Origin of the sequence: Xenorhabdus thuongxuanensis (assembly GCF_001908095.1) — a bacterium.
Lineage (GTDB): Bacteria > Pseudomonadota > Gammaproteobacteria > Enterobacterales > Enterobacteriaceae > Xenorhabdus > Xenorhabdus thuongxuanensis.
The window spans coordinates 54307-77533 of sequence record NZ_MKGR01000013.1; the positions used below are offsets into that span (position 1 = coordinate 54307).

Annotated in this window: 24 protein-coding genes; 13 read left to right on the forward strand and 11 right to left on the reverse strand. The window is 43.3% G+C overall.

The genetic code is table 11. The features are described from left to right. Positions 1-182 precede the first annotated feature (182 nt). On the reverse strand, positions 183-950 hold the full coding sequence (locus Xentx_RS10385; RefSeq protein WP_074020172.1) for a class II glutamine amidotransferase: 768 nt from the start codon (positions 948-950) through the stop codon (positions 183-185). Positions 951-986: 36 nt separating this feature from the next. Continuing rightward, the gene (gene lpcA, locus Xentx_RS10390) at positions 987-1568 is read right to left on the reverse strand and encodes a D-sedoheptulose 7-phosphate isomerase (RefSeq protein ID WP_074020173.1); all 582 of its coding nucleotides are present in this window, start codon (positions 1566-1568) and stop codon (positions 987-989) included. A gap of 253 nt (positions 1569-1821) precedes the next feature. Here lpcA and fadE point away from each other — a divergent pair, with 253 nt between their 5' ends. Next, positions 1822-4269: an acyl-CoA dehydrogenase FadE gene (fadE, locus tag Xentx_RS10395; RefSeq protein WP_074020174.1), complete on the forward strand. Its 2448-nt coding sequence runs from the start codon at positions 1822-1824 to the stop codon at positions 4267-4269. Positions 4270-4339: 70 nt separating this feature from the next. On the opposite strand, the gene lysA is transcribed toward fadE, so the two are convergent. Beyond that, positions 4340-5602, reverse strand: coding sequence for a diaminopimelate decarboxylase (gene lysA / locus Xentx_RS10400; protein ID WP_074020175.1), 1263 nt, complete (start codon positions 5600-5602; stop codon positions 4340-4342). Positions 5603-5734: 132 nt separating this feature from the next. Between lysA and Xentx_RS10405 the strand changes: the two genes are divergently transcribed. Further along, positions 5735-6664, forward strand: coding sequence for a LysR family transcriptional regulator (locus Xentx_RS10405; RefSeq protein WP_074020176.1), 930 nt, complete (start codon positions 5735-5737; stop codon positions 6662-6664). Here Xentx_RS10405 and Xentx_RS10410 read toward each other — a convergent pair. Next, positions 6647-7561, reverse strand: a complete 915-nt coding sequence (locus tag Xentx_RS10410) for a LysR family transcriptional regulator (protein WP_074020177.1) — start codon at positions 7559-7561, stop codon at positions 6647-6649. The two genes, Xentx_RS10405 and Xentx_RS10410, sit on opposite strands and share 18 nt — an antisense overlap. A 139-nt stretch (positions 7562-7700) precedes the next feature. Here Xentx_RS10410 and Xentx_RS10415 point away from each other — a divergent pair, with 139 nt between their 5' ends. Next, on the forward strand, positions 7701-8585 hold the full coding sequence (locus tag Xentx_RS10415; protein WP_074020178.1) for an MBL fold metallo-hydrolase: 885 nt from the start codon (positions 7701-7703) through the stop codon (positions 8583-8585). A 423-nt stretch (positions 8586-9008) separates the two neighbouring features. Here the strand turns inward: Xentx_RS10415 and Xentx_RS10420 are convergent, their stop codons facing one another. Continuing rightward, positions 9009-9443 carry a prepilin peptidase gene (locus tag Xentx_RS10420; protein WP_074020179.1) on the reverse strand — a complete coding sequence of 145 codons (435 nt, stop codon included), beginning with the start codon at positions 9441-9443 and terminating at the stop codon, positions 9009-9011. A 361-nt stretch (positions 9444-9804) separates the two neighbouring features. Here Xentx_RS10420 and rsmE point away from each other — a divergent pair, with 361 nt between their 5' ends. The 4 genes from rsmE to ruvX all read left to right on the forward strand — a co-directional run bounded on the left by rsmE (position 9805) and on the right by ruvX (position 12597). Further along, positions 9805-10536 (forward strand): 16S rRNA (uracil(1498)-N(3))-methyltransferase, encoded by a 732-nt coding sequence (rsmE, locus tag Xentx_RS10425; protein ID WP_074020180.1) that lies wholly within the window; start codon positions 9805-9807, stop codon positions 10534-10536. 9 nt (positions 10537-10545) lie between these two features. After that, a complete protein-coding gene (gshB, locus tag Xentx_RS10430) occupies positions 10546-11505 on the forward strand; it encodes a glutathione synthase (RefSeq protein WP_074020181.1) in 960 nt (319 codons plus the stop codon). A gap of 106 nt (positions 11506-11611) precedes the next feature. Next, positions 11612-12175, forward strand: a complete 564-nt coding sequence (locus tag Xentx_RS10435) for a YqgE/AlgH family protein (protein ID WP_074020182.1) — start codon at positions 11612-11614, stop codon at positions 12173-12175. Continuing rightward, positions 12175-12597 carry a Holliday junction resolvase RuvX gene (gene ruvX / locus Xentx_RS10440; RefSeq protein ID WP_074020183.1) on the forward strand — a complete coding sequence of 141 codons (423 nt, stop codon included), beginning with the start codon at positions 12175-12177 and terminating at the stop codon, positions 12595-12597. The genes Xentx_RS10435 and ruvX overlap by 1 nt, the downstream gene beginning before the upstream one ends. A gap of 69 nt (positions 12598-12666) precedes the next feature. Here ruvX and Xentx_RS10445 read toward each other — a convergent pair whose 3' ends face one another. Continuing rightward, positions 12667-13665: a type IV pilus twitching motility protein PilT gene (locus Xentx_RS10445; protein WP_074020184.1), complete on the reverse strand. Its 999-nt coding sequence runs from the start codon at positions 13663-13665 to the stop codon at positions 12667-12669. A 22-nt stretch (positions 13666-13687) separates the two neighbouring features. On the opposite strand from Xentx_RS10445, the gene Xentx_RS10450 reads away from it, so the two are divergent. The 5 genes from Xentx_RS10450 (at position 13688) to hemW (ending at position 17648) form a co-directional block, all read left to right on the forward strand. After that, positions 13688-14383, forward strand: a complete 696-nt coding sequence (locus Xentx_RS10450; RefSeq protein ID WP_074020185.1) for a YggS family pyridoxal phosphate-dependent enzyme — start codon at positions 13688-13690, stop codon at positions 14381-14383. A gap of 65 nt (positions 14384-14448) precedes the next feature. Beyond that, entirely contained in the window at positions 14449-15270 is an 822-nt protein-coding gene (gene proC / locus Xentx_RS10455) for a pyrroline-5-carboxylate reductase (protein ID WP_074020186.1), read from the forward strand. Positions 15271-15302: 32 nt separating this feature from the next. After that, positions 15303-15866 carry a YggT family protein gene (locus Xentx_RS10460; RefSeq protein WP_074020187.1) on the forward strand — a complete coding sequence of 188 codons (564 nt, stop codon included), beginning with the start codon at positions 15303-15305 and terminating at the stop codon, positions 15864-15866. A gap of 65 nt (positions 15867-15931) precedes the next feature. Further along, positions 15932-16525: an XTP/dITP diphosphatase gene (locus Xentx_RS10465; RefSeq protein ID WP_074020206.1), complete on the forward strand. Its 594-nt coding sequence runs from the start codon at positions 15932-15934 to the stop codon at positions 16523-16525. After that, the gene (gene hemW / locus Xentx_RS10470; protein ID WP_074020188.1) at positions 16518-17648 is read left to right on the forward strand and encodes a radical SAM family heme chaperone HemW; all 1131 of its coding nucleotides are present in this window, start codon (positions 16518-16520) and stop codon (positions 17646-17648) included. The genes Xentx_RS10465 and hemW overlap by 8 nt, the downstream gene beginning before the upstream one ends. Positions 17649-17692: 44 nt before the next feature. Here the strand turns inward: hemW and Xentx_RS10475 are convergent, their stop codons facing one another. Continuing rightward, on the reverse strand, positions 17693-18244 hold the full coding sequence (locus Xentx_RS10475; protein ID WP_074020189.1) for a LeuD/DmdB family oxidoreductase small subunit: 552 nt from the start codon (positions 18242-18244) through the stop codon (positions 17693-17695). After that, entirely contained in the window at positions 18241-19539 is a 1299-nt protein-coding gene (locus tag Xentx_RS10480) for a 3-isopropylmalate dehydratase large subunit (RefSeq protein WP_074020190.1), read from the reverse strand. Before Xentx_RS10480 ends, Xentx_RS10475 begins: the two co-directional genes overlap by 4 nt. Positions 19540-19762: 223 nt before the next feature. Here Xentx_RS10480 and Xentx_RS10485 point away from each other — a divergent pair, with 223 nt between their 5' ends. Continuing rightward, complete coding sequence (locus Xentx_RS10485; RefSeq protein ID WP_074020191.1) at positions 19763-20680, forward strand: LysR family transcriptional regulator; 918 nt, start codon at positions 19763-19765, stop codon at positions 20678-20680. A gap of 88 nt (positions 20681-20768) precedes the next feature. On the opposite strand, the gene Xentx_RS10490 is transcribed toward Xentx_RS10485, so the two are convergent. The 3 genes from Xentx_RS10490 to Xentx_RS10500 all read right to left on the reverse strand — a co-directional run bounded on the left by Xentx_RS10490 (position 20769) and on the right by Xentx_RS10500 (position 23221). Further along, the gene (locus Xentx_RS10490; RefSeq protein ID WP_074020192.1) at positions 20769-21548 is read right to left on the reverse strand and encodes an L-threonylcarbamoyladenylate synthase; all 780 of its coding nucleotides are present in this window, start codon (positions 21546-21548) and stop codon (positions 20769-20771) included. 41 nt (positions 21549-21589) lie between these two features. Beyond that, positions 21590-22075 (reverse strand): YbhB/YbcL family Raf kinase inhibitor-like protein, encoded by a 486-nt coding sequence (locus tag Xentx_RS10495; protein ID WP_139292478.1) that lies wholly within the window; start codon positions 22073-22075, stop codon positions 21590-21592. Between the two features lie 201 nt (positions 22076-22276). After that, positions 22277-23221 (reverse strand): siderophore ABC transporter substrate-binding protein, encoded by a 945-nt coding sequence (locus tag Xentx_RS10500; protein ID WP_074020194.1) that lies wholly within the window; start codon positions 23219-23221, stop codon positions 22277-22279. Positions 23222-23227 lie beyond the last annotated feature (6 nt).

Sequence of the window (23227 nt, forward strand, 5' to 3'; positions counted from 1 at the left end):
GCGGGAATTTAATGGAAGTGGCACCAAAATAACGACAATTACCCGTTTTAGTAACAGTTACAGCCCGCCTATGAGTATTTTGCTCAAACTAGCATTCCTGCACAGTTAGCGTAATAGGCGGGCAATATGTTGTTAATATAAATATAGAACTAGGAAACTAATCACTCTTTTGGCACAGGGAATCAAATTATTCTCTCTCCAAGATGAAATAACGCATAGTCACCTGATTCAATACGGTGCCAAACTTCATTTCCGGTTAAAGGTTGGGTGGCAATTACGGATACTACATCCCCTGGCTGGGTATGCTGCTGGAAATCAATTTCAACATCCTGATCAAGTAATTTAGCCCTGCCAAAAGGGGCGCGACGAGTAAGCCAATGCAATTGAGTTGAACAGTAAGCCATAACAAACTGTCCATCTGACAGCAGCATATTAAAAACACCTTTCTTTCTCAGTTGATCCGCCAGGGAAGCAATAAATTTAAATACAGCAGACCAATTAGAAGGTCGCTTAGGATATTTCAGCGATAATTGATGCAATATCCAGCAAAATGCCCATTCACTGTCCGTCTCACCAACCGGCCGGTAATTACCCGTTTTCAGCTTACTGTATCCCTTAAGCTGACCATTGTGGGCGTAAGTCCAATATCTTCCCCACAGTTCACGGGTAAATGGATGGGTATTGGCCAAGGAAACATTACCACTGTTTGCCTGACGAATATGGGCAACAATCACTTCTGATTTGATTGGATAGCCTTGTACAAATCGAGCTACAGGTGAATGGCAACTGGATTGGTGATCTTTAAATGTCCTGTATCCCAATCCCTCATAGAAAGTAACTCCCCAGCCGTCTTTATGTGGACCGGTATGCCCACCACGCTGAATGAGACCACTCAAACTGAAAACGATATCTGTTGGCACGTTGGCACTCATGCCAAGTAATTCACACATTGACTACCCCTAACGCCAATTCCTAACGAAAAGCAATCAGGCTTTTACCATTTCTTTTTCAATCAATTGAATCAAGATATGAATGACTTTGATGTGGATCTCCTGGATACGATCTGCATAACCAAAATGTGGTACTCGAATTTCAACATCTGCCGTTCCTGCCATCTTTCCACCATCCTTGCCAGTCAGTGTAATGACTTTCATCCCCTTGGCACGGGCTGCTTCAACCGCTTTAATGATGTTGCCAGAATTTCCTGACGTTGAAATGCCCAACAGTACATCACCTTTCTGACCGACTGCTTCAACATAGCGGGAAAATACATAATCATAGCCAAAGTCATTGCTCACACAAGATAAGTGGCTAGGGTCAGAAATCGCAATGGCCGGATATCCCGGACGATTTTCACGGTAACGACCTGTCAATTCTTCAGCAAAATGCATGGCATCACAATGCGAGCCACCATTACCACAGGAAAGCACTTTTCCTCCTGCCTTGAATGAATCAGCCAACAAAACCGCCGCTTTTTGAATGGCATCGATATTTGCATCATCATTGAGGAAGTTAGCTAACGTATCTGCGGCTTCGGATAATTCACTGCGGATCAGTTCTTGATACATGGAACTCATACTCCTGAAAAGTCTTCGGGATTAATAATGTCAGTCAACAAGTGTAACGGATTCCCCTATTTGAAAGAAGATATCATCACATCTTGCAAGAATTATCGTTTGCAAAACTAACACGACTTTGTGAGCTGGATTGTAATTAAGATGTAAATATATTGATAAATACACTTTCCTCATCTAAAAAAGAAGGACATCACAACAGGTCAGACCTCTGACGACTCAACCTGAGATTTACAGGAGTTTTACTATGACCGCTTTCAGCATTATCTTATTTTTAGTCTTGATTGGTGGGCTTTGTTACCACAAAGTCAGCCTGACTCTCAGTAGCTTACTGCTTGTTGCCTATACGTTCGTTATGGGTATAACTGGCCTTTGGAGTTACTGGCTGCTGTTACCACTCGTCATCGTCCTATTCCCTCTTGTGTTTACACCTGTACGTATATCTTTATTCTCTGCACCTGGCCTAAAAGCCTTCCGTAAGGTTATGCCAAGCATGTCCAAAACAGAGAAAGAAGCCATTGATGCAGGAACTACATGGTGGGAAGGCGATCTATTCCGTGGTAATCCTGACTGGCAAAAACTGCATAACTATCCAAAGCCGCAGTTATCTGCTGAAGAACAAGCTTTTATTGATGGTCCAGTAGAAGAAGCCTGCCGCATGGCAAATGATTTCCAAATCACTCATGAATTGGCTGACTTACCACCTGAGCTTTGGGCCTACCTGAAAGAACACCGTTTCTTTGCCATGATCATCAAGAAAGAATATGGTGGCCTGGAATTTTCCGCTTATGCTCAATCTCAGGTATTGCAAAAACTGTCCGGCGTATCAGGTATTCTGGCAATTACTGTTGGCGTACCTAACTCCTTGGGACCAGGTGAATTGCTGCAACACTACGGTACAGATGAACAGAAAAAACGTTACTTGCCTGGACTTGCCCGTGGTGAAGAAATTCCTTGCTTTGCTTTGACCAGCCCGGAAGCCGGTTCAGATGCCGGAGCTATTCCTGATACCGGCGTTGTCTGTATGGGTGAATGGCAAGGCGAACAAGTTCTTGGGATGCGCCTGAATTGGAATAAACGTTACATTACCCTTGCCCCTATCGCTACCGTGCTGGGATTGGCATTTAAACTGTATGATCCGGATCATCTACTGGGCGATACTGAATCGCTGGGAATTACTTGTGCTTTGATCCCAACCAATACGCCAGGCGTTGAAATTGGTCACCGCCATTTCCCTCTGAATATCCCATTCCAGAATGGTCCAACCCGTGGTAAAGATATTTTCGTTCCTATCGATTACATCATTGGTGGGCCGAAAATGGCAGGCCAGGGCTGGCGTATGCTGGTTGAATGTCTGTCGGTTGGCCGTGGTATTACTTTGCCATCCAACGCAACAGGGGGATTGAAAAGTGCAGCTATGGCAATTGGTGCTTATTCCTATATTCGCCGTCAATTCAAGCTACCTATCGGTAAAATGGAAGGTATCGAAGAGCCACTGGCACGTATCGCAGGTAATGCTTATTTGATGGATGCGGCCGCAACCATGATCACTAGCGGTATCATGTTGGGTGAAAAACCGTCGGTTCTGTCTGCTATCGTGAAATACCATTGTACGCATAGAGGTCAACGTTCTTTTATTGACGCCATGGATATCGCTGGCGGTAAAGGCATCTGTCTTGGGCCATCTAACTTCCTTGCTCGCGGTTATCAGGGTGCACCCATTGCTATTACTGTTGAAGGTGCGAATATCCTGACCCGTAGCATGATCATCTTTGGCCAGGGTGCAATCCGTTGCCATCCTTATGTATTGGCTGAAATCGCCGCAGCAGAAAGCAACAATGTGAAACACTTTGACAAAGCTCTATTTGGTCACTTGGGCCATGTTGCCAGCAACACTCTGCGCAGCCTGTGGCTTGGTATTACTAAAGGCAGAACCAGTCGTTCACCAGTTAATGATGCTACTCGCCGTTACTACCAAAAGATCAACCGTTTAAGCGCTAACCTTGCCCTACTCTCTGATGTTTCAATGGGAATATTGGGGGGCAGTCTGAAACGCCGTGAACGCATTTCAGCTCGTTTAGGGGACATTCTGAGCCAAATCTTCCTGGCTTCTGCGGCCTTGAAACGCTATGAAGATGAAGGACGCCAGAAAGAAGATTTTCCATTGATCCAATGGGCAGTAGAAGATAGCCTGAATCAAGCGGAACAGGCCATGAATGACTTACTACGCAATTTCCCTAACCGTTTGGTTGCAGGTTTAATGCGAGTAATTATCTTCCCTCTGGGACGTGTACATACCGCACCATCTGATAAATTGGATCACAAACTAGCTCAGATATTACAGACTCCTTCCGCAACCCGTAGCCGGATTGGACGTGGGCAATATCTGACACCAAGTGAGCATAACCCTCACGGGTTACTGGAAGAAGCATTGCTTGATATCATCGCCGCAGAGCCAATTTATGTTCGCTTGAGCCGCGAGGCAGGCAGAAACCTAAGCTTCACACGTTTGGATGAATTAGCTAAGCAGGCACAGACAGAGAACAAAATCAGCCAGGAAGAAGCAGATATCCTGAAACGAGCTGAAAACAGTCGATTACGTTCAATCAATGTCGATGAATTTGAGCCAAATGCATTCGCTGTACCCAATCCAGCAAAAAAGCCTGAAAGTCAGCGTCAAAATAAAGCTGCCTGATGCTGGCCTGAAAGCCTAATTCATACAACATATGGGACTAAGAAGCGGGGCACCGGCGCCCCGTTTTTATTTAAATGGATTCTAGTGATAACAACTCTTCGATGGTCTGGCGACGACGGATCAAACGCGCCTCTCCCTCAGTAAACAAAATTTCAGGGATCAAAGGGCGGCTATTATAATTTGAAGACATAGAAGCACCGTAAGCGCCGGTAGCGTGAAAAATCAGATAATCCCCGACGTTAACATGAGGCAACATACGTGACACAACCTCCCCACCTTCCAACTGTGTAAACACATCGCCTGATTCACATAACGGCCCCGCAACGATGGTTTCTAACAATGTAGTCGCCGGCAGCGCATTTACCGGCAACACAGAAATACGGTGATAACTGCCATACATCGCCGGACGCATTAACTCATTGAAACCCGCATCCACCAGCACATAATGTCGATTACCCATAGATTTAACCGCCCGTACTTCCGCCAGCAAGATCCCTGCCTCAGCAACCAGAAAACGCCCAGGTTCAATTTCCAGCTCAATGTGATGCCCCAGATGTTGCTCAATACGTTGGCGAGCCTCATGCCACAAGCTGTAATAATGTTCGGTATCGACTGACTCTTCACCGTCCTTATAAGGAATAGATAAGCCACCGCCAGCGGAAATAGCTTGAATATCCACCCCACACAGCATGACCTGCTCCACCATAGCATTACAGACATTTGAGAGATGCTGATAATCTACCCCTGAACCAATGTGCATATGCAATCCCACTAACTTCAAACCATATTGATGAATTTTTGCAATTGCCAGAGGGAGATCCTGAAACCAGATCCCATGTTTGCTATTTTCGCCACCAGTATTGGTCTTTTGGCTATGCCCATGCCCAAATCCGGGGTTGATACGTAACCACACCGGATGACCAGACTGACGTTCACCAATTTGTGCCAACATATCAATAGAACCGGCATTGACCGGAATATCCAGCTCAATGACACGCGACAATGTTGCCTCATCAATCACATCCGCCGTGAACACAATCTCTGACTTATCGCGGCCAGGTTTAAAACCTGCATAAAGCGCCCGCTCGATTTCACCCAATGACACCGCATCAACTTTCACACCCTGCTCTCTTATCAAGCGTAAAATATGGGTATTGGAACACGCTTTCTGTGCGAACCGAATGACGTCAAACTGTTTTAATTTTTTGATTTGTTTGATGATGCTATCGCCATCATAAAGCCACAATGGTGTTCCGTACTGAATTGGCAAACGGAGTAGATTATCAGGGGTAAAATGTTTCCCCATACCATGAATTAAGGTCGATATAGTCATTGAAGCGTCTCACAAAATCAGCAGATTCTTTATTATTGACAATAACAAGACAGGAAGAAAAATATCCATTTAGCCATAGTCTATTCATTTGTGATATTGTTATGCGTATTTTTTATTCAATGAGATAAATCTATGCACTCCTGTTCATGGCGACACATTGAAATTTTCCATGCTGTAATGACCACTAAGAACCTGACTGATGCAGCGTTACTACTAAAAACATCCCAGCCCACGGTCAGCCGTGAACTTGCACGCCTTGAACAATTACTGAAATTTAAATTGTTTGATCGAATAAAAGGGCGTCTGTTTCCCACCGCGCAAGGATTACGGCTATTCGAAGAGGTTCAACGCTCTTATTATGGGCTGGAAAGAATAATCAATGCGGCTGGCAGTATCCGACAATTTGAACAGGCACAATTATCCATCGCTTGCCTGCCCATGTTCTCCCAATCTCTGCTGCCAAAAGCCTGTTGCAGTTTTATCGAACACTATCCTGAAGCCAGGCTGACCATCATTCCACAAGAATCTCCCCTTTTGGAAGAATGGCTTTCAGCACAGCGCCATGATATTGGCTTAACCGAACATTTGCAGACTCCAGCAGGTACTGAACGAGAAACGTTGATAACCTTAAATGAAGTTTGTGTCTTACCCATTAATCATCCACTCGGTCAAAAATCACAACTGACGCCAGCAGATTTTCACAATCAAAAATTTATCAGCCTCTCGATCACAGACAGTTACAGGCAACTCATTGATACAATCTTTACTGAGCATCAAATCAATCGCAAGATGGTAATGGAAACCCATAGCGCAGCCTCAATTTGTGCCATGATTAACGAAGGCATTGGCCTATCCATCGTAAATCCGCTAACTGCATTGGATTATTTAGATAACAGCGCAAAAATTTGCATTCGGCCATTCAGTATCGACATTCCATTCACAGTAAGTTTAATCAAACCCATACATCGCCCCTCCTCAGAGCCCGTCAAGGCTTTCATTACCCATTTAAAACAACAGGCTGCTCTATTTGCCGAAAAATTGACATTAGCGTTTCAACATTAATTGCTGCCAATGAGGTGATGTAGCAAACCAATCCACCAGAAAATCCAACAGTGCACGTAAAGTCGCTGGCATATTCTGGCGGCTGGTATAAATACCATAGATCCCCATTGCTTGAGGTTGGTAATCAGGCAGCAGCTCAACTAACTGCCCTGACATCAAATAAGAAGAAACTGAATAGTAAGGCTGCATTGCAATTCCAGCGCCCTGCAAAGCAGCTTCCATTAATACAGTTGATTCATTGGCACTTAACGTACCACTGACAGGGACTGAATAGTGCTCATGCTGTTTTTCAAATACCCACAAGCTTTTGCCGAAAAAGTTATAAGTCAGGCAATTATGTGATGTTAAATCCATAGGATTGTTGGGAATAGATTTTCCCGCTAAATAAGACGGCGCAGCACAAACGATGGAATGGCAAGTCGATAATGGGCGAGCGATCAGATTTGGCTCCAGATTATTGGTAATACGGATCGCCAAATCAATGCGTTCTTCTATCAAATTGACAACCTTATTATCCATTTGCAAATTGACGGCAATGTGTGGATACATCCGCATAAATTCAGGAATAGCAACAGTCAGCGCACTGATGCCTAACGACTGGGAACAACTCACTCGCAGCAATCCTCTTAGGGTTTGTGCTTCCAAAGATTGCTGTACAGGCATTCCTTCTGCTAATTCCATTAACTTAAGGCTACGTTGATAAGCACTCTCACCCGCCGAAGTCAGGCTAATTTTACGTGTCGTACGATGCAATAAGCGAACACCTGCCCACTTTTCCATTTCAGCCAAATATCGCGATACCATTGCCCTCGACATATCCAATCGCTCTGCTGCTGCAATTAGGCTGCCCTGTTCGACAATCGTAATAAACACTTGTGCTGCGGTGATCCTATCCATTTCGCCAACCTATTTTTCGCCCTAATTAGATCGATTTATGCAACAAATAGTTGCTGATTATGGGGTTTTTAAACCGGAATATGCAACTTATCATATATGCCATTCAAGCACATAAGCTTTTTGCTATAGGAATTCGACGATGGCTCGCAAAACAACATTAAACATCGCTCTGGCAGCGACACTCTCCTTGGGGATGGCCTCAATGGCTCAAGCAACCGATCTAAAATTGGATATCTACAATCCAGGTGAAAAAGGTGTCTTCCCTGTTTCTTCTGAAATTATCAGTGGTGATCATGAAGTTGTCCTGATTGATGCCCAATTTAAGAAAAATGATGCACAAGAGCTGGTAAAAATGATCCAGCAAACAGGCAAAAAACTGACAACAATCTATATCAGCCAATCCGATCCTGATTTTTACTTTGGTCTTGACGTGATCACCGAAGCTTTCCCTGACGCCAAAGTTGTCGCATCACCAGAAACCATCAAAGCAATCAATGAAACCAAAGATGGCAAGCTGGCTTATTGGGGTGGAATTCTTGCAGATCAGGCACCCAAAAAGATCGTCGTACCAGAACCACTAACAGGAAATTCCTTTACTGTTGATGGTGAAAAACTGATTGTTGAAGGCTTAGATGGCCCCGCCGCAGATCGTACTTTTGTCTGGGTTCCTAAATTGAAAGCGGTTGTTGGTGGTGTGACCGTTTCTGACCATATCCATATATGGATTGCTGATACCCAGACCAAAGCATCACGCCAACATTGGCAACAAACATTGGATCGCATCAAGAGACTGCAACCTAAAACTGTTGTACCAGGCCACTATCTAGGGAATTCATCAATGACGTTGGATTCAGTAACTTTCACACAGAATTATCTGACCACATTAGAAAAAGAATTGCCGAAAGCAAAAGATTCCAGTGCGCTAATTGCAGCCATGAAAAAACACTATCCGGATCTGGCTGACGAATCCAGCCTTGAGCTAAGTGCCAAAGTATTAAAAGGCGAAATGAAGTGGCCTCAATAAGTTAAAAATCATCACGGGCGTTGCGGATAGTAGCGCCCGTATAGCAATATTTGAAACATTATCTTAATGAAATTTCCCTATTTAATTTCAATGACTCCAATTCATTAAATACCCCCCCCCCCCAGCATTAATTATTAATAATACTTGTATCAAAATTCATTTTAATACTTTATGTTCACCTCCATAAAAAAACCAATTAAATTCTGGTCTTAAGCTTGAATAAAAATATCACTTTTTTTAATTTGCAGTCAGCGGAGAGGTAAGCCAGCAGCCTAAAGCTAACCAGATGCTTCCAACGTCTAGAATATGCAAGGCAAGCAGCTTGATACTTTTAACGTCTAGCATGTGCAGAATGCGTACCATAGATTAGGTTCTTGTTCTCTCCGCCATTTTTTATCCATTGTCCCACTTTGCAGGTGAATACTATGCTCTACCAATACCATACCCCAGCAATACTATCGCAGATAAACATAAATAAGGCCCAAATGCGATAAATTCAGGAAAAGATTTTCTTTTCACTCCAATTATTACAAAACCAAACAATCCAGACAATGAAGCCATCAGCATCAATATTGGTATCATTTCCACACCCAACCAGGCACCGATTGCTGCAGTTAATTTAAGATCACCATAACCTATTCCTTCCTTATTTAAGGTATATCGACATAACCAATACAAAAACCACAAAAAAAGATACCCTGATATGGCGCCGTATATTGCACTCTTTATCGAAACTAAATTACCATCAACATTAACCAAAAGCCCAAACCATAATAGAGGAAGAGTGATAATATCTGGTAAGCAATATGTTTTAAGATCGATAACAGTCAATAACAATAAGGTACTACAGAAAAACATAATTATTATATAATCCAAGTTAATTAAAATAGAGTTACTTCCTTTTTCTCATTTGTGAAAAATTAAAATCCATTTATAAACAACATCCCTGTTACTGTCTTCTTTCCTTATTTCCTGACATGAATCAGGACAAGATGAATACTAATTTTTCTTTCCGGTTATTGGCAATAAAAATCTAGCTAAAAAAGCAATTATAAAATAAATATGCGAACCAGCTCGCAAGGAGATCTCTTGTATTCCTTAAGTCAAGAGATAACTTGATCACGCAAACAGCGCTCATTTATCATGACGATGAATCAATTTTGTTATGTGGCTGTTTGCGCCATACCGGAAGCATCCGGAAAAAGAAGGAAAGAAGAATATGCGAATACCCCGCATCTATTATCCTGAACTACTTGCAACAGGAGCGGAAATTTATTTGAGTGATGATGCTGCCAATCACGTTGGTCGCGTGCTTAGAATGAGTAACGGGCAAGCATTACAACTCTTTGATGGCAGTAATCAGGTTTTTGATGCAATAATCACGGAAGCCAGTAAAAAAACGATTAAAGTGTCTATCATTAATGGCAAATTGTCTGATCATGAATCACCACTTAACCTGCATCTGGGGCAGGTCATGTCTCGTGGTGAAAAAATGGAATTTACAATCCAAAAATCTGTTGAATTGGGTGTCAACACGATTACCCCACTTCTGTCTGAACGTTGTGGTGTAAAACTGGATACAGAAAGATTGGAGAAGAAATTACAACAATGGAAAAAAATTGCCATTTCTGCCTGTGAGCAGTGCGGACGTAACCGGATCCCTGAAATCCGCCCCGTTATGCCACTTGAAAGCTGGTGTGCAGAAAACGATGGCAGCCTAAAATTGAATCTGCATCCCCGTGCCAGCCATAGCATCAATACCCTCCCACTTCCTGTGGAAAGAGTACGCCTGCTGATTGGTCCTGAAGGGGGATTGTCTGCCGAAGAAATAGAAATGACAGCAAAATATCAGTTTACTGATATCCTGTTAGGGTCTCGCGTCTTGAGGACAGAAACGACGGCACTCACTGCAATTACCGCATTGCAAGTGCGTTTTGGTGATCTGGGTTAAGGAGAAAAAATGATCAAGCTCGGTATTGTGATGGATCCTATTTCATCCATCAACATCAAGAAAGACACTAGTTTTGCCATGCTGCTGGAAGCACAAAAACGCGGATGGGAAATCCATTATATGGAAATGCATGATCTCTACTTGCATCAAGGAGAGGCTCGCGCTCACACACGTTTGCTCACGGTAGAAGAAAATCCCCAACAGTGGTATCAGTTTGGCAGTGAGCAGGAAATAGCTCTCGATACTTTGCAAGTTATTCTGATGCGCAAAGATCCACCTTTTGATACTGAATACATCTATGCAACCTATATTCTGGAAAGAGCAGAAGCCAAAGGCAGTCTGATCGTTAATAAGCCCCAAAGCCTGCGCGACTGTAACGAAAAGCTATTTACTGCCTGGTTCCCTGAATTGACACCCGATACGCTAGTCACCCGCAATGCCAAAAAATTACGCGAATTCCATAAAAAACATAGCGATGTTATTTTTAAACCTTTAGATGGTATGGGGGGCGCTTCCATCTTCCGTTTAAAACAAGACGACGCCAATGTCGGGGTTATTATTGAAACGCTGACTGAACATGGCACTCGTTATTGTATGGCACAAAATTTTCTGCCTGCCATTAAAGATGGAGATAAGCGCGTACTGGTTGTTGATGGTGAACCTGTACCTTATTGTCTTGCCCGTATCCCTGCCCAAGGAGAAACTCGTGGTAATCTGGCGGCAGGTGGTCGTGGAGAAGCACACCCATTGTCAGAAAGCGATTGGGCAATTGCCCGCGCAGTTGCTCCTGTATTAAAAGAGAAAGGATTAATTTTTGTTGGGCTGGATATCATTGGCGACCGTTTAACTGAAATCAACGTGACCAGCCCAACCTGTGTACGTGAAATAGAAGCAGCATTCCCAGACATCTCCATTACCGGCATGCTGATGGATGCTGTCGAAAAACGATTGGAAGAACAGATAGCATAACAGGCCAAACAACGTTCGTTTCTGACAATATTTGCCATTTATAATAAGAGCCCACATACTGTGGGCCAGTCATTCTTATATTGCCCAAATAACTATCAGAAAACACATGAACTTACAGCATCATTTTCTTATTGCCATGCCTTCGCTCTCTGATCCTTATTTCAATCGTTCCGTGGTTTATATCTGCGAACATGATCAAAACGGGGCAATGGGATTAATTATCAATAAGCCAATAGCCCGAGTTTCTATCCAAAGTATCTTACAAAAATTAGATATCACCCCTAAGGATAGAGATAGTGCGATCGATCTCAATCGGCCCGTGATGGCTGGCGGCCCTCTGTCTGAGGAGCACGGTTTTATTTTGCATACGCCACAATCAGGTTTCAGTTCCAGTATTCAGATTTCTGAACACACTATGATCACAACATCCAAGGATATGCTGGAAGCTCTGGGCACATCACGCCAACCGAAAAATGTTTTAATGACCCTTGGATACTCAAGTTGGGAAACCGGTCAGTTGGAAAGGGAAATTATGGAAAACAGTTGGCTTACTGTCAGCGCTGATCCTTCCATCATTTTTAATATCCCTATTGCTATCCGCTGGCGTGAAGCTGCTTCTTTGCTGGGGATTAATATTTATAATCTCTCATCACAAGCAGGACATGCCTGATGAAAAACCGTACAATCATTGCCTTTGATTTTGGAACTCGCAGTATTGGGGCTGCCATCGGGCAAGAAATCACAGGTACAGCCAGAGCATTAACCTCTTTCAAAGCCAATGAAGGTTCCCCTAATTGGGAGCTTATTGGGAAACTACTTAAAGAATGGCAGCCCGATCTGGTTATTGTTGGTCTGCCTCTCAATATGGATGGCACAGAGCAACTTGTCACCGCGCAGGCTCGTAAGTTCGCCAACCGAATACACGGGCGCTTCGGGGTACAAGTTGAACTGCACGATGAACGATTGACCACGGTGGAAGCACGCTCTCACCTGTTTGATCACGGTGGCTATAAGGCACTGAATAAAAGTAAGATTGATTCCACTTCCGCTGTTATTATTCTGGAAAGCTGGTTTGAGCAGCAATATCAATAATAACGATATTTATACCGTAATAGCCATACTCACCATAAGGCATGGCTGTTACCACAAGCCACAAACGGTTTATCCCAGCAACCCCAACAAATTACGTTGTTGTCGGCTTTGCTCGTAAGTTTGCATACCGCAAGCAGCACCGGTCTGCATTAATGATGTTATTTGATGGTTCTTGCCTTCCCTTATCAAATGACTAACAGCCTGATTGATGACCAAAACTTCATAAATAGCTACTCTTCCACCATCTTTAGCAGGAAGCAATTGCTGAGAAATAACTGCCTTTAAACTTCCGGCTAACTGGCTACAAATCCAACCTTTTTCTTCTGCGGAAAAAACATCAACCAGACGATCTATCGCCTGAATTGCACCACGGGTATGCAGCGTCGACAAAACCAAGTGCCCCGTTTCAGCCGCGGTCAGAGCCAACCTGATCGTCTCCTTATCCCGTAATTCTCCCAGCAGGATCACGTCAGGATCCTGGCGTAATGCTCCTTTCAATGCCGTTTGATAGTCCTCAACATCCTCACCAATCTGCCTTTGCTGTATCAAACAGTTTCGGCTTTGGTGAACAAATTCTATTGGATCTTCCAACATGATGATGTGCTTACAAACATGGCTATTCAAAGCATGAATCATAGCTGACAGCGTAGTAGACTTACCGCTTCCCGTCGCACCTGTCACTAATATCAATCCACTCATCTCCTGCAAGGTAAGGCGTTGGATGATGTCAGGCGCATAGAGTTGTTCCAATGTCGGGCATTTATTCGCAATCAATCGCAATACCAACGATAAATGAGATTGTTGATAGAATAGATTTCCCCTGAGTCTCTGTTTATCTGGCATCGTTACCACAAAATCGACATGACCGTGCTTATGTAACTGCTGTTTCTGCACATCCGATAATATTTCTTCACTCCATGTGATAAGGGTATTAGGTTGAATTTCCTCACATTGTCTCTGTGGATATAACACACCATTGATACGCAAAACTGGAACTTGCCCGACACAAAGATGCAGATCGGAAGCATTATGCTTTACACTAAGGGACACCCATTTTTCCATATTCATTTTTTTATCTCCTGAGTCAATTATGAACAATATCGAACAAAATCTTCACGATGTCAGGAACCGCATGACACTTGCAGCGCAAAAATGCGGACGTTCTCCAGAAGAAATTACTTTGCTTGCAGTCAGTAAAACCAAACCTGTGGATGCCATCGCAGAAGCCATAGCCAATGGCCAGCGGGAATTTGGTGAGAATTACGTGCAGGAAGGGGTTGAAAAGATCCAATACTTTACTAACCGTGACGATTTAGTGTGGCATTTTATTGGCCCATTACAATCGAACAAGAGTCGTTTGGTTGCAGAAAATTTTGATTGGTGTCATACCGTTGACAGAGCAAAAATCGCCCAACGTTTAAGCGAGCAACGTCCTGAAAACATGCCACCTCTTAATATTCTGATCCAGATTAATATCAGTGGAGAAGAAAGCAAATCAGGCATTTTGTTGGAAGAATTAACCGAATTGGCTGCAACTATTAATGGGTTACCTAATCTGGTATTGCGCGGCTTGATGGCAATACCTGCACCAGAAAGCAACTTTGAACGCCAAATTGCCATTTTTCGCCAAATGGAAAAAGCATTGATTGAGCTAAAAGCGCAATATCCCCAAGTTGATACACTATCAATGGGCATGACGGATGATATGGAAGCCGCCATTACTTGTGGTTCTACACTGGTTAGGATTGGAACGGCAATATTCGGTGCCCGTCAGTACAAGTCTTAATATAGAAAATGAAAATCACCTAATTCAATACCTGAAATTAATTGATTAATAGACGAGATTATCTAATGGAAAATCGTAAAATCACCTTTATCGGCGCAGGAAATATGGCTCATGCCATCATTGCCGGCTTAGTCAGGAAAGATTATCCTGCCGAACTCATCACTGTCTGTTCTCCAACTACCGCCCGCCGTGATGTGCTGGAAAAAGAATATGGCATTAATAGTCAAGGCGATAATATTCGTTACGCACAAGAAGCTGATGTCATCGTTCTGGCGGTTAAACCGCAAATGATGGCGGAAGTTTGTGGATCACTGCATCCACACGTCGATTTCAGTGGAAAACTGGTTATTTCTATTGCTGCTGGTATTCCAGTATCCCGTTTTTATACGTTTTTGCAGGATAATCTCAATATTATCCGCATTATGCCAAATACCCCTTCGCTTGTAGGGCAAGGAATGAGTGGATTGTTTGCACCTGAGCATATCGGGCAAGCTGATCGCAACTTTGCAGCATCGCTAATGAGCAGTGTCGGGAAAGTCTGCTGGGTAAATGATGAAAACGGTATCAACGATATTATCGCCATTGCAGGCAGTGCCCCTGCTTATTTCTTCCTGTTCATGGAATCGATGCAACAAGAAGCGGAACGTCTGGGATTTGACAGTGAAACAGCCAGAGAACTTGTTCTGCAAGCAGCCATAGGTTCAGCTAAACTTGCTGAAACGCAAAAAGATCTTCCTTTTGCTATCCTGCGTGAGCAGGTAACATCTAAAGGTGGTACAACGGCTGAAGCATTGCGCATTTTTTATGAAGGCAAGCTGCCTGAAATTGTGTCCAATGCCATGCAAGGAGCCATCCGCCGAGCACAGGAAATGGAAAAATTATTTTAATTCAATTGGTTTAATTCAATCAGGGCTGCTACATGCAATTCTTAAACTTCGTCTTTTTCACCGTTCTGGATTTATATATTGCCGTTTTACTACTGCGTGTCTGGATGCAGTGGGCACGTTGTGATTTTTATAATCCATTCTCACAATTTATCGTTAAGATTACCCAACCTGTGGTGCGTCCATTACGCAGAGTCATTCCTGCCATTGGTCCCATTGATACTGCATCCATGCTTCTCTCCTACCTGCTGATTATTATCAAAATCTTGTTGCCAATATGGTTAGCCACAGGGCAATTTCTAGTTCCTTCTGGTGCCATATTCTTGTTTAGCGTGATTGAGTTACTGACTGCTGCCGGAAAGCTCGTATTCTGGTTAGTGATCGCGCGCGCGTTATTAAGCTGGATCAGCCAAGGACGTAACCCTGTAGATTATGTCCTGATTCAATTAACTGAACCACTAATGGCACCTATCCGCCGCATTATCCCTTCTATGGGCGGCCTTGATTTCTCTGCCATGATTGTCATTCTTATTCTCTACGCACTGAATGCCCTGCGCTACGATGTAATGGGGTGGCTGGCTTCAATGTTTGCAGGTTAATTAGATAAACAGATCAATTAGATACGTAGATTAATTGGATATACAGGTTAATAAAATAAATGGCAATGCAAAAAGTTGTTCTCGCCACGGGAAATGCAGGAAAAGTACGTGAATTGGCTGATTTATTAGCTAATTTTGGCTTAGATATCGTGGCTCAAACCGAATTAGGTGTGGATTCAGCCGATGAAACAGGTCTTACTTTTATTGAAAACGCAATCATCAAAGCTCGCCATGCCGCAGCAGCCACTGGTTTACCTGCGATTGCCGACGATTCTGGGTTATCGGTTGACGCATTAGGTGGCACACCAGGCATTTATTCCGCTCGCTATGCAGGCAGTGATGCCTCCGATCAGGAGAACCTAGAAAAATTATTGCAAGTCATGCGTGATGTTCCTGATGAACAGCGTCAGGCTCAATTCAATTGTGTACTGGTCTTCCTACGCCATGCAGAAGATCCTACCCCTCTGGTATTTCACGGCCGCTGGTCAGGCATGATCACCCGTGAACCGGCTGGAAAAGGCGGTTTTGGTTATGATCCCGTTTTTTATGCCCCTGAATTTAACTGTACAGCAGCCGAGCTAACTCGTGAGCAAAAAAATGCCATTTCACACCGAGGGAAAGCATTAGCAATGTTATTGGAAGCCATGCGTAATGCTTAAGTTGCCACCTCTGAGTCTTTATATTCATATTCCGTGGTGCGTGCAGAAATGCCCTTATTGTGACTTTAATTCACATGCCTTAAAAGGGGATGTACCGCATCAGGAATATGTTGATCATCTATTGGCAGATTTGCATGTGGATCTGCCAATGATTGGTGATCGTGAGGTATCAACGATTTTTATCGGTGGAGGAACGCCTAGCCTGTTAAGCGCTGAAGGTATGCAACGATTGCTTGATGGGGTCAGGGCTTCACTACCACTCTCTTCGCAAGCAGAGATTACAATGGAAGCCAATCCGGGAACCGTTGAAGCTGCTCGTTTTAGTGCTTATCAGCAAGCGGGAATCAATCGCATTTCTATCGGTGTACAAAGTTTTGGTTCAGATAAACTTATCCGTTTAGGGCGTATCCACGGCCCAGAAGAGGCTAAACGAGCAGCTAAATTGGCTAACGAGCTTGGATTACGCAGTTTCAATCTGGATTTGATGCATGGCCTGCCTAACCAAACACTCAATGAAGCATTGAATGATTTACGTCAGGCTATTGAGTTATCGCCCCCCCACCTGTCCTGGTATCAACTAACGATTGAACCCAATACCAGTTTTGGCTCTCGCCCCCCTGTCTTACCGGATGATGATGCGTTATGGGATATTTTTTCCCAAGGCCATCAATTACTGACAGAAGCGGGTTATCAACAATATGAAACTTCGGCCTATGCCAAACCCGGTTATCAATGTCAGCATAATCTCAATTACTGGCGTTTCGGTGATTATCTGGGGATTGGTTGCGGCGCACATGGCAAAATTTCGTTTGCAGATGGCCGTATTCTCCGTACCGTAAAAACCAAGCATCCACGCGGTTATATGCAAGGGAATTATCTGGATCAGCAAAATCAGGTGGATAATGGAGATCGTCCATTTGAATTTTTCATGAACCGTTTCCGATTGCTGGAATCGATGCCACGCCAGGATTTCAGTGATTTCACCGGATTACCGGAAAGTGTCATTCGTCCACAAATTGACGAGGCACTGACGAAAGGCTATATCACTGAAAGCGATACACACTGGCAAATCACCAAGCATGGAAAACTATTCCTGAATTCCTTACTTGAGTTGTTTCTTTAGGAAAAAAACTGCACCTTAAAATTCAGGGGTGCAGTTTTTTCATATTATTTAATTCTGCCTGAAGCACGGGCGTAAGAAAATAGCCCTCCGGCAGAGACAATATTGGCAAGTTCACCAATAGGATCGGTTTGATGTTTTTCACCATTTTTCAACAAAATGACGGTCTGGTTTTCAATATCAATCTCAATACTGTCTCCCGTGACTAATTTGTCACACAAGCGCTCTTGGGCTGCAACGGGCAATAACTGTCCGGTTGATACACAATTTCGAAAGAATATACGGGCATAAGATTGAGCAAGAACCGCTTTCACCCCTGAAGCACCTAAGGCTGCCACAGCATGTTCACGCGAAGATCCACAGCCAAAATTCTGCCCTGCCACAATGATCGGATATTTCGCTTTTCCCTTGCTTTCATCAATAAAAGGCAGTGAACCTTCCGGTAATCCACACATCGCCAACGAAGCCAGTTGAGCGTATCCTTCAGGAGTGGAAGGATTGACCTTGAGATATTCGGCTGAAAGAATCTGGTCAGTATCAATATTATCGGTCAATACATAAACCTCACCCCGAATGATATTTTCCTTTAACTCGCTCATAAAAACTCCTCAGGATTTGTTATTTGACCAGTAATAGCAGCCGCGGCAACAGAATAAGGGGAAGCGAGATAAATATTGGCTCGTTTATGCCCCATTCTGCCGACAAAATTACGATTGGTGGTGGATATGACTGATATTGGATCATTGACGCGGCCAAAAGTATCTGGCGGGCCACCACAACAAGCTGCACACCCTGATTCAGAAGAAAGCTTCACTCCGGCATCACTTAAAATCTGGTAGACAGAAACGCCATCGATTTGGGTCGTAATCGTCCGATGGAAAACTTCTTTTGTTGCAGGTACTGCATAAGTTGGAATTGTCACTTTATGCCCTTTAATAACGCGGGCTGCCGCAACAAAATCCTCCAGCTTGCCCCCCGTACAAGAACCAATATATGCCTGAGAAATGGCAACATTGGCTACCTGATCAATGGAAACGACATTATCGGGAGAATGGGGTTTGGCAATTTTTGGTTGCATCGTGGAAACATCAATGTTTAACACACGGCTATATTGCGCATCTTCGTCAGGGTAGACAATTTCAAACGGGAGATTATTTCTTTCTGCCAAATAATCCAGGGTCGCCTGATTGGGAACCATAATGCCGTTTTTAGCTCCACACTCAACGACCATATTGCAAATCGTCATGCGCTCTTCTACCGATAACTCATCAATAACATTACCCCCAAACTCTATAGCCTGATAGGTCGCACCATCGACAGTTAACTCTGACAATACAGATAAAATCATGTCCTTAGCTAAAACATGGGCTGGCTTGGTTCCGGTAAAGTTAACCCGAATGGTTGTTGGCACCTTAAGAGGAATTTCTCCCGTACCTAATGCATAAGCTGCGTCAGTAATCCCTAACCCAATGGCAAATGCACCAAAAGCACCCGCAGTCACAGTATGAGAATCTGTGCCCAGTAACACTTCACCCGGGCGAATATGTCCTCCCTCTGCAAGCCCTATATGGCACACACCTTTATAATTGGGCGTCCCAACATCATAAAAATATTTTATGTTCTGTTCAGCGGCAAATTCACGCATCACCCGAATATTCTGGTTAGCTTGTGAGTCAGCCGAATAGACAAAATGGTCTGGAATTAAAATAAAGCGTTCAGGATCCCATATCTTTGCCTCTTGCCCAAACTCCTTTTTAAATACGCTGGCTACACCTGGCGTGCAGGGATCGTGAGACATCAAAATATCCACTTTCGCCCAAACCACTTCACCCGGAGTGACTTGCGCACGCCCACTTGCCCGTGCAAGAATTTTTTGTGTAATAGTTTGGCTCATCTCACATTGCCCTCCGAAAGATAAAAACAGACTCAATAGACTGCCATCCTAACAAGATTACGACTCCTTAACGTAGGGAAATACCATCGTATGGTTCACTGTTTCCATTATGGGACAGTTGTCCACAAAATGGGAAATTCTTACCCATTGAATCTGACATATCACTATAGGATATGTGATATGTTATAGGCTGGTTCCTACGAGTAAATCATCAGGTTATTGCATGAATAATATTGAGAATCTTACCTCAATGGTGGTCTTTGCCCGTGTTGTAGAGACGCTGAGTTTTACCGAAGCAGCAAGATCGTTAAGGATATCCAAGTCTTCCGTCAGCCGCGAGATTGCACAATTAGAAATAAGATTAGGCACCCAATTACTCAACCGCACTACACGTAAAATTCAAGTAACAGAAGTTGGGATGAGTTATTACCAATACTGCCATCGGATCCTTACCGAAGCCCAACATGCCGAACATTTTATACGTAATTTCCATGAAGAACCGATGGGAAGTTTACGCTTGATTGCTCCAGTATCCTTTGGCAGCCAATGTATTGTTCCTGCCCTGAATCACTTTATCGCCGGAAATATTCATATCAGTGTTGATTTGGAACTGACCGACAGAACAATTAATATGGAAGAAGACCAATGCGATATTGCGATCATCATAGGGCGTGAAACGCCACAATATCCACTTGTTATGCCTTTAATTGATATCACCTGGGGACTTTACGCAACCCCAGACTATATAAACCAATTTTCTCCAATAGAGAAACCCGAAGATCTTCCTCGTTACGATTATCTGCTATTTCGTGGCCCTGCGCATACTATTTCCCTGCCATTCCGTAAGGAAAGAAATAAGCTGGATATTGAAGTACGCAGCCGATTTCGCATCAATAACAGTGTGGCGTTAATGAGTTCTGCTCTGTCAGGAGCGGGTATTGCCTATCTCCCCGATTATGTTACCCATGAAGCCGTGGCAGAAGGGAAATTAGTACGACTTCTCCCAGAATGGAGCATGGATATTTATCAGACATGGATACTGTTTAAATCAGAAAATACGCTATCTTCGCGTGTACAACAGTTTGCCAGCTCTTTGCAACGCAGGCTAAGACAAGATTTGGAGAAAGGAAAAAAAGCGTAACTACAGCTATCAATGCGGGTACAACAATACCCGCCAAAGATATTATCTGCCAGAGGTATCAATAGCCATTACTCTTAATCAACAATAATTAATAGTAATTGCCGTGACGGTAATCCCAGGTAGTGAAAATGTCGGACATCATCGCCATGATTTTATGTACATCCAACCCTTTGCGGATTAATACCGGACATGGAGTCATATCACGTTGCCCCTGTTGCAGCGGAACTAATTTACCATTTTCATCTACCATTGAAACCATCACACCTTGTTCATAACGAGTTTGCTCAGTTTCATTTGGCTGGATAGATTTGACATAGTCATTAGCACAGATAATCAGATCGGCCCGCTCCTCTATCCTCTCGCCGATACATTCAACCAGTCCGCGATTCCCCTTACCTGATGGGTTAGCTGAGCTGGCAAAAGAGAACTTGCCATATTTTTCCCACAGTTCTTTTGCCAAAATTTCGCCGGGTTTGCCAAATTTAATGACAAAACAGCTCGTACCACGCCGATCCATCATCAGTTCTTTAGAACCATCATCTGGAATACGGGCTATCGCTTCTTCTTTCCACGGCAAGATACAACCTAATAATACGTCTTCATCCCAATGTCTTTGATAAAGTTCTTCAATTTCCGCGTTAATCTGAGCCAACTCTTTCAATTGTTCCAAAGAACCACATAAAACAACACCAGGCTTGTTGCGATTACGCAGCTTAGCCTCAAATTTACGCTCCAAACCTTGCGCATCAGATGTCATGATAATGTAGCCAACTTTGGTTGGGCAGACGATCATGCCCCCGTCATTAGCGAGGATCTCTACCGCTTCCGGCTGTAATCCATAGTTCCATTGAATTTTTTTGCTGCTCATATTGATACCCCTTACTGGAAACGGAAGAATTATTAATTCGGTTAACGCTGGTAGTAGCCGGTAATAGAAGCTGTTGCCAAGGTATTGGCCTGGATCATAAAACGCGCAACGGCATTTGTTGTTTCAGCATCAATTCCTAGTTTCTCTACCGATAAGGCATGTACAGTGAAAACATAGCGATGGGCTTTATCTCCCACAGGTGGACAACAACCACCGAAACCAAACAGGCCATAATCATTTCTGCTCTGAATTGTACCGGTTGGTAATTTGCTACCGTTACTTTGCCCTGCATTTGCAGGTAAGGATTGTGTTACAACGGGAATATCGAAAGCGACCCAGTGCCAGAAGCCACTACCCGTTGGTGCATCAGGATCATAGACAGTAATCGCAAAACTTTTGGTTCCGGCTGGTGCGCCCGCCCAGGCAAGTTCGGGGGAACGGTTATCACCATTGCCATCAAATTGATTAAATTCATGCTCTTTTTTCAAGAAATCATTATTCTTAAATTCAGTTGAACTAATAATCATGCTTATGTCCCCCATTGGATGCCTTTTGAAATATCCTAACGTAGATTTTCTGTACCGCAAGGCCAGGTTATGATTTTGCTTGATTGTTTCAATTTAGGAACAATAACAGGTTAGGGATAATAAGTGAGTCAAAAGTACCCCGAAATGTGACTATTCAGATTTCAGGGTAAATTCAGAGAAAAAGAATTTTAATTTGTGAAATTACAATGCATCAGCAACCGCTTTGATTTGTCGCGTCATGCTGTCCAAACCACCGCCAGACAAGTACCAGAGATCAGGTTGTAAATACACTATCTTCCCATTTTGATAGGCATTAGTTGATTTGACTTGATCATTTTCAAACTGATCTTTTCCTAATTTACCTGCACCAATTGCTTCACTACGGTCGATAATAAAGATCACATCAGGGTTAGCTTGTGCAATCATATCCGCTGTCACAATTCGACTTTTGTCTTTATCCGATTTAGTCGGTAATACAGCACTAGGCGCTTTAATCACATTGTAAACAATAACCTGATTATTGGGATATAACTCACCCGCATTATGCAGTAATACCAATACCTTACTGTTTGCTGCTTTTGCTTTTTCCTGAGCGGATGCAATCGTTTTTTCCAAATCAGCAAATTGCGCTTTCACGATATCCTGCTTATTGAATAACTCACCCAACAATTTAAGATTACTATCAACGGATGACAGGTAGTTTTTATTGTCCGTGTTTAAATTAATGGTTGGTGCTATTTGTGACAGACGATCATAAAAAACACCTTGACGTCCGGTAATGACAATTAAATCTGGTTTAATTTCCGCTAATTTTTCCAAATTTGGCTCTTTCATTCCTCCGGCATTGTGCATAATTGTAGGCACGCTATTACGCACATATTCAGGTAAATTATTAATGGGTAATGCAATCACTCGATCAGACAATCCCAGTTTCACCATTGAATCGTAAGTTCCGAAATCGAATAAAACCACCCGTTTTGGATTCTTTTTAACCTGGGTTTCGCCGGAAATATGTTTCACCGTGGCATAATCACCAGATTGAGCTGTCACTAAATTTGGCGTAAATAATTCTGGTGATTGGCTAAATGCAGAGTAACTGGTAGCAGAAAGCAGTGATGCAATAACAATTGGCAAGATTTTTTTCATTCGTTA